This is a genomic window from Planomonospora algeriensis (assembly GCF_977012225.1).
Map to the genome: position 1 here is coordinate 1 of NZ_CDRNDK010000406.1, position 5636 is coordinate 5636.

Consider the following 5636-nt stretch of genomic DNA (forward strand, 5'->3'; position numbering starts at 1 on the left):
GACCTGTGGGCGCGGGAGCCGGTCCCGGAGGAGGCCCGCGCGCTCGGCCGCGAGCGTGCGGACCGGCACCGGGCCCGCTGGCTCGAGCGCAACGGCTGACCTCAGGACACCGGGACGGTCACAGGGCGGGCGGGTCGAAGTCGAAGTCGAGCCGCTCGCCCGCCCTCGCGACCTGGACGTCGGGGTGGCCCTCACCCAGCACCCGGCGGTAGCGGTCGAAGGTGTCCGCCTCCAGGGCGCCGGCCTCCTCTCCCGCGCCCGCGGCGCGCAGGTCCACCACCAGGTTGGCGGCCGAGGCCAGGGTCAGCGGGTGGTCCTCGCCGAGCAGGTCCCGCAGCCTGCTCAGGGTGTCCTCGCTGAGGCGCCTCGCCTCCTGCCCCTCCCCCAGGGCGGCCAGGTCGCTGGCCAGGTTGATGGCGCAGGTGAGGGAGTAGTGGTGGTCCCGGCCGAGCCGGCGGTCCAGGCCGTCGAGGGACGCGCGGTCGAGCCCGCCGGCTCCGTCGACGTCGCCGTTGACCCGCAGCAGCAGGGCGAGGTTCATGTCGCAGCCGTACCGGAAGGGGTGGTCCTCGCCGAAGACCCTCGGGTAGCGGCGCGCGGTGTCCTCCAGCAGCCTCAGGGCCTCCGCGGTCTCCCCCATGGTGCGCAGCGTGTTGGCCATGCACAGGGCGGTGGCCAGCGTGTCGGGGTGGTCGCGGCCGAAGATGCGCTCCACCCGCTCGAACGTCCGCTGGGCGATCTCGAACGCCTCCTCGACCAGTCCTGCCCGGCGCTTGGCGATGGACAGGTCCTTGGCCGTGCGCAGCGTCCAGGGGTGGTCGGCGCCCAGCTCCTGGATGCCGAACTCGTAGGCGTCCTCTCCGAGGTCGCACGCCTCGAGGTACTCGCCGCGCAGCCGTACGATGCGGGCCAGGCCGTTCCACGGGATGAGCTCCTCCACCTTGCTCGAGGTCGGCGACCGCCGCGTCTCCATGAACGCCTCCTGCTGCCGGTCGAAGGCGCTCTCGTAGTCGCCGACCAGCAGGTAGTCGACGGCGAGGTTGTTCAGCGCCCGCAGTGTCCGGGAGCTCTTCGGGCCGAACTTCTCCTGGTGCCGGTGCAGGGACTCCAGGTCGTGCTCGAGCGCGGCGGTGAAGTCGCCCCGCGTCCGGAAGTCTGCGCCGTGGCTGTTGGTGAGCAGCAGGGTCTCCTCGTGCTCGGGTCCGAGGGACGCCCTCATCCGCTGGAGGGTCGCCTGGTTGAGCCGGAAGGCCGCGGCGTAGTCGCCGAGCTCGCGCAGCACGATGCCCAGATGCCGCTGCGCGGAGAGCACCCACGGGTCGTCGTCTCCGCCGGTCCGCCACTCGCCCAGGAACCCCTGCGCGAGGTCGCGGGCCGACGGGTAGTCACCGGAGGAGTAGAGGTAGCGCACGGTGTCGAGGGCGAAGCGGCGCACGGCGGGATCGGCCGCCGTCTTCACCTGCGCGGGGGTCACGTGGCCGAGGAGTTCGGCGTAGAGGGGCCAGTTCTCGGTGTCGTCGGGACGGTCGGGCGCGGCGGCCGCGAGCAGGAGGTGCACCTCCTCCCGGAACCCCCGCTGGTTCTCCTCCCCCACGTCCTCGCGCAGGAGCGCCTGGACCAGGCGGTGCACCTGGATGGTCCGGCTGCCCGAGTCGATGCGCACGAGCGCGTAGCGGCCCAGCTCCCTGATCGCCTTGCTCAACATGATCGGGTTGGCCAGGAGCCCGCCCAGGCGCGACCGGGCCGTCTTCTCCTCGTCCAGCCTGCCGAAGACGTCACGGGGGATGGGCTCGGGCCCGAAGAAGGCGCAGCAGCGCAGCAGTTCCACCGCCTCGGGCAGCTTCGTCTCGAGCTGGGACACCGACAGCGCCCAGGCCGCGGTCATGGACAGCGGGTAGTCGGACGGCTTGTTCGCGTCGAGCAGCTGGGCCGTCTGCTCCTGCAGCAGCCGGAGGTACTCGGAGACCGCCATGCCCGTCTCGGCGTGCAGAGCGCCCGCCTGCTCCAGCGCCAGCGGCAGGTCGCCCAGCTCGTCCGCCAGCCGGTCGGCGTCCTCGGCGCTCATGCCCCGGGGCACCCTCTTGCGCAGGAAGTCGACGCTCTCCGCCCTGCTGAAGACGTCGACGGGGATGGTGTCGACGACCCCCTGCCAGGCGTGGTTCCGCGAGGTGATCAGGACGTGCCCCGGGCCGCGCGGGACGATGTCGTTGATGTCCTCCGGCTGCTCGGCGTTGTCGAAGACGAGCAGCCAGCGGGAGTACGGCTCGCCGCGCCGCAGCGCGTCCAGCACGGCGGTGGAGGCGTCCTCGATGCCCGTGGCGCTGGACGGGGGGAGCCCCAGGTGGGGTGCGAGGGCGGCCAGCGAGGAGCGCACCAGCATCGGCTGGTCCGCCGGGATCCACCAGATCAGGTCGTACTCGTGCCGGTAGCGGTAGGCGTACTCGATCGCGACGTGGGTCTTGCCGACGCCGCCGAATCCGTGCAGGGCGTGCGGCACCACCGCGGTCACCTGCGCGGTGATCCCGCTGTGCAGTTTTTCGAGGAGCTCATCGCGGCCGGTGAAATTCTTGTTCTTTTGTGGCACTTTGCCCCATACCTGAGGCTGGCGTCCCACTACTCCATGAACATCCGAACCTTGCGAAACCGACATCCGACAGCCTCCACTCGACCGGCCTGACAGCAGCGTAGAGATTCGAACGGCATATGTGCAGGCGCAAAGAGGGCAGCCTCTCGTGGCCGCCGGATCGGTCCGGGCCATTCGAACCCGCCCTTCGGCGCGCCGTACCGGAGACATCTTTAGCGCACCATGCCGGAAGCAGTCCCCGGCCGGGTGAGAAGTGGTCGCCGGACATGCGAGGATGACAGCGAGTGTGACGCGTGAAGACGTCTGAGGCGCGTCCGATCGTCCTGGTCGAGGGAGTCCGAATGGCCGAAGAAGCCGCCGCCGCCACCGCCACCGCCACCGGCATGGAGAACGGGCTGATCGATGTCAACGGGCTCGATCTCCGCGACCTCGACCTCATAGACGGTTCCGTTCTGGGCGAGGCGCTGCGCCGGCTCACCGAAGGCGATGCCGCCGGCCCGGTGGCGGGATTCTCCGCGGGCATCTGACATTCCTTGACTTCGGCGCCGCCCCTGTGGGACATAAAGTGTCACAGGGGGTCCTTTCCCGGCACTCAGGGTGGCGCAGTGGACGATGCGGACTGGCAACGGCTGATAAACCAGCTCCGCAGGGGTGATTGCACGCCCTTTCTCGGCGCCGGCGCCTGCCGTACGCTTCCCACCGGCACCGCGCTGAGCCGCGAATACGCCGCCCGTTACGGCTACCCTTTCGCCGACGCCCACAATCTCGCCCGCGTGATGCAGTACGTCGAGGCGGTGGTGCGCGATCCGGTGGACCTCAAGGACGAGGTCTGCCGGCTCCTCCAGTCGCACGGGCGGCCGCCCCCCGGCGACCCCGCGGATCCGCACGCGCTGCTGGCCGGTTTCCCGCTCAAGGTGTTCCTCACCACCAACTACGACAACTTCCTCCATGAGGCGCTGCGGGCCTCGGGCAAGGAGCCGCACAGCACGGTCTCCCCCTGGTGGGACGCCGCCCCGGCGGACGTCCCCGTGCTGCCGGAGCCCACGGCCGAGCGGCCCCTCGTCTACCACCTGCACGGGACCTGGTCGCGCCCCGCCTCGCTGGTGCTGACCGAGGCCGACTACCTGGCCTATCTCGTGAACATGGTGGACGCCTCCGCGGGCGACGGCCGGCATCCGCTCCCCACGCCCGTCCTGGAGGCGATGACCCACCGGCCGCTGCTGTTCATCGGCTACAGCCTGCAGGACTGGACGTTCCGGGTGCTCTTCCACGGCCTGGCCCGCAGCACCCCGCGCAGCAACAAGCGCCGGCACGTGAGCGTCCAGCTGATGCCCGAGGTCAGCGACTCCGCGGGCGACGCGGTGGACAAGGCCAAGCGCTACCTCGTCCACTACCTCAACGGCTGGAACATCTCGATCTTCCTCGGCACCGCGGCGGAGTTCTGCGAGGAGCTCCGCCGGAGAATGGGGTGAGCGCCATGAAGGCCGCGCCAGGCGCGGACGGCGGAGCGGCCGGGCCGTACGTGGGCCTGCGTCCCTACCGCGAGACCGAGCACGACCTGTTCTTCGGCCGTGAGCGGGAGGCCCGCGAGATCGCCACCATCTGGCAGGCGACCGGGCTCACCGTGCTGTACGGCACGTCCGGGGTGGGCAAGACCTCCCTGCTGCACGCCGGAGTGCTGCCCCGCATCGAGGCCGAGCGCGCCGACGTGCTGCCCATCGCGCGCGTCTCCCCGCGCGGGATCGCCGCGCCGTCCCGCGGGCCGGGCCGGCCTGCACGTCCTGGCGCTGCTGGCGGCCTGGGCGCCGGACGAGCCGCCGTCGGCGCTCGCCGGGATGACGGTCGCGGAGTTCCTGGCGCGGCGCCCGGAACGGCGCGACCGGTACGGTGACCCGGTGCCGGTGCTGGTCGCCGTCGACCAGGCCGAGGAGCTGTTCAGCGGCCCCGTCCACCAGGAGCCCGCCGGGCGGAGCTGCTGGCCCAGCTCGCGCAGGCGGTGGAGGAGCACGACGGGCTCCACCTGCTGCTGTCGCTGCGCGAGGAGCACCTGGCCGCCGTCCTGCCCCACGAGCGCCCGCTCGGCCGCGGTTCGCGGGCCCGGTTCCACCTGCCGCCGCTCGCCCGCGCCACCGCGCTCGACGCGGTGGTCAGGCCGCTGGAGGGCACCGGCCGCCGCTTCGCCCCCGGCGCCGCGGAGCTGCTCGTCGACGACCTGCGCACCGTCGAGGTCTCCGACGCCGAGGGCCGGACGGCCACCCTGGCGCTGGAGTCGGTCGAACCGGTCCAGCTCCAGGTCGTCTGCTCCGCGCTGTGGGAGTCGCTGCCCCGGGACCTCACCGAGATCACCGTGGAGCACGTGCGCCTGCACGCCGACGTCGACCGGTTCCTGACCGGTTTCTGCCGGCGCGCGCTCGCCCGGGTCGCGGCCGAGCACGGCGTGCCGGCCACGGAGATCCAGTTCTGGCTGCGCAACGCCTTCATCACCGAGCACGGCACCCGCAACACGGTCTACGAAGGGCTCCACGAGACGGCGGGCATGCCGAACGCCGTGGCCAGGGCCCTGGAGGACCAGCACCTCCTCAAGGGGGAGCACCGGCTCGGCATCCGCTGGTACGAGCTGCAGCACGACCGGCTGATCACCACCGTGCGCCGGTCGGAGCGGCCCGCCACCTACCTGGCGGACGCGCGGGCCGCGCTGGCCGGGCGGCACTGGGAGACGGCGTGCCGCCTCGCCGACGAGGCGCTGCGCGCCTCGGAGTTCGGCGAGGCATGGGTGCGCGCCGAGGCCCAGGAGATCCTGGGGGCGGCCGAGGCGGCGCGCGGGGAGACGGAGAGCGCCAGGCGCCGCTTCGAGGAGGCGGCGGAGACCTTCGCCAGCCTCCAGCAGTTCGACGGGGTGGCCCGGGTGCTGACCGAGAGCGGGCGGCTCCGGCTGGCCGACGGCGACCACGCCGGGGCCGTGGAGCTGTTCAAGGGAGCCCTCAGCTGGGCGCCCAACGACCTGCCCGCCCGGCTGGCCCTCGGGCAGGCCCTGTGGCACGCGGGGCAGCCG

Annotated in this window: 5 protein-coding genes and 1 pseudogene; 5 read left to right on the forward strand and 1 reads right to left on the reverse strand. The window is 72.3% G+C overall.

Features of this window, described 5'->3' with window-relative positions:
- Positions 1-118: 118 nt before the first annotated feature.
- A complete protein-coding gene (gene fxsT / locus ACWJ6R_RS28760; protein ID WP_449065233.1) occupies positions 119-2584 on the reverse strand; it encodes an FxSxx-COOH system tetratricopeptide repeat protein in 2466 nt (821 codons plus the stop codon).
- A 341-nt stretch (positions 2585-2925) separates the two neighbouring features.
- On the opposite strand from fxsT, the gene fxsA reads away from it, so the two are divergent.
- From fxsA to ACWJ6R_RS28785, 5 genes and pseudogenes are all read left to right on the forward strand, one after another.
- Entirely contained in the window at positions 2926-3111 is a 186-nt protein-coding gene (fxsA, locus tag ACWJ6R_RS28765; RefSeq protein WP_449065234.1) for an FxSxx-COOH cyclophane-containing RiPP peptide, read from the forward strand.
- Positions 3112-3189: 78 nt separating this feature from the next.
- Positions 3190-4056 carry an SIR2 family NAD-dependent protein deacylase gene (locus ACWJ6R_RS28770; protein WP_449065235.1) on the forward strand — a complete coding sequence of 289 codons (867 nt, stop codon included), beginning with the start codon at positions 3190-3192 and terminating at the stop codon, positions 4054-4056.
- A gap of 5 nt (positions 4057-4061) precedes the next feature.
- On the forward strand, positions 4062-4475 hold the full coding sequence (locus ACWJ6R_RS28775; RefSeq protein WP_449065236.1) for an nSTAND1 domain-containing NTPase: 414 nt from the start codon (positions 4062-4064) through the stop codon (positions 4473-4475).
- Between the two features lie 78 nt (positions 4476-4553).
- Positions 4554-5216 (forward strand): annotated as a pseudogene (locus tag ACWJ6R_RS28780) (hypothetical protein); the annotation flags it as partial.
- A 273-nt stretch (positions 5217-5489) separates the two neighbouring features.
- On the forward strand, positions 5490-5636 hold a 147-nt coding region (locus ACWJ6R_RS28785; protein WP_449065237.1), incomplete at its 3' end, for a tetratricopeptide repeat protein.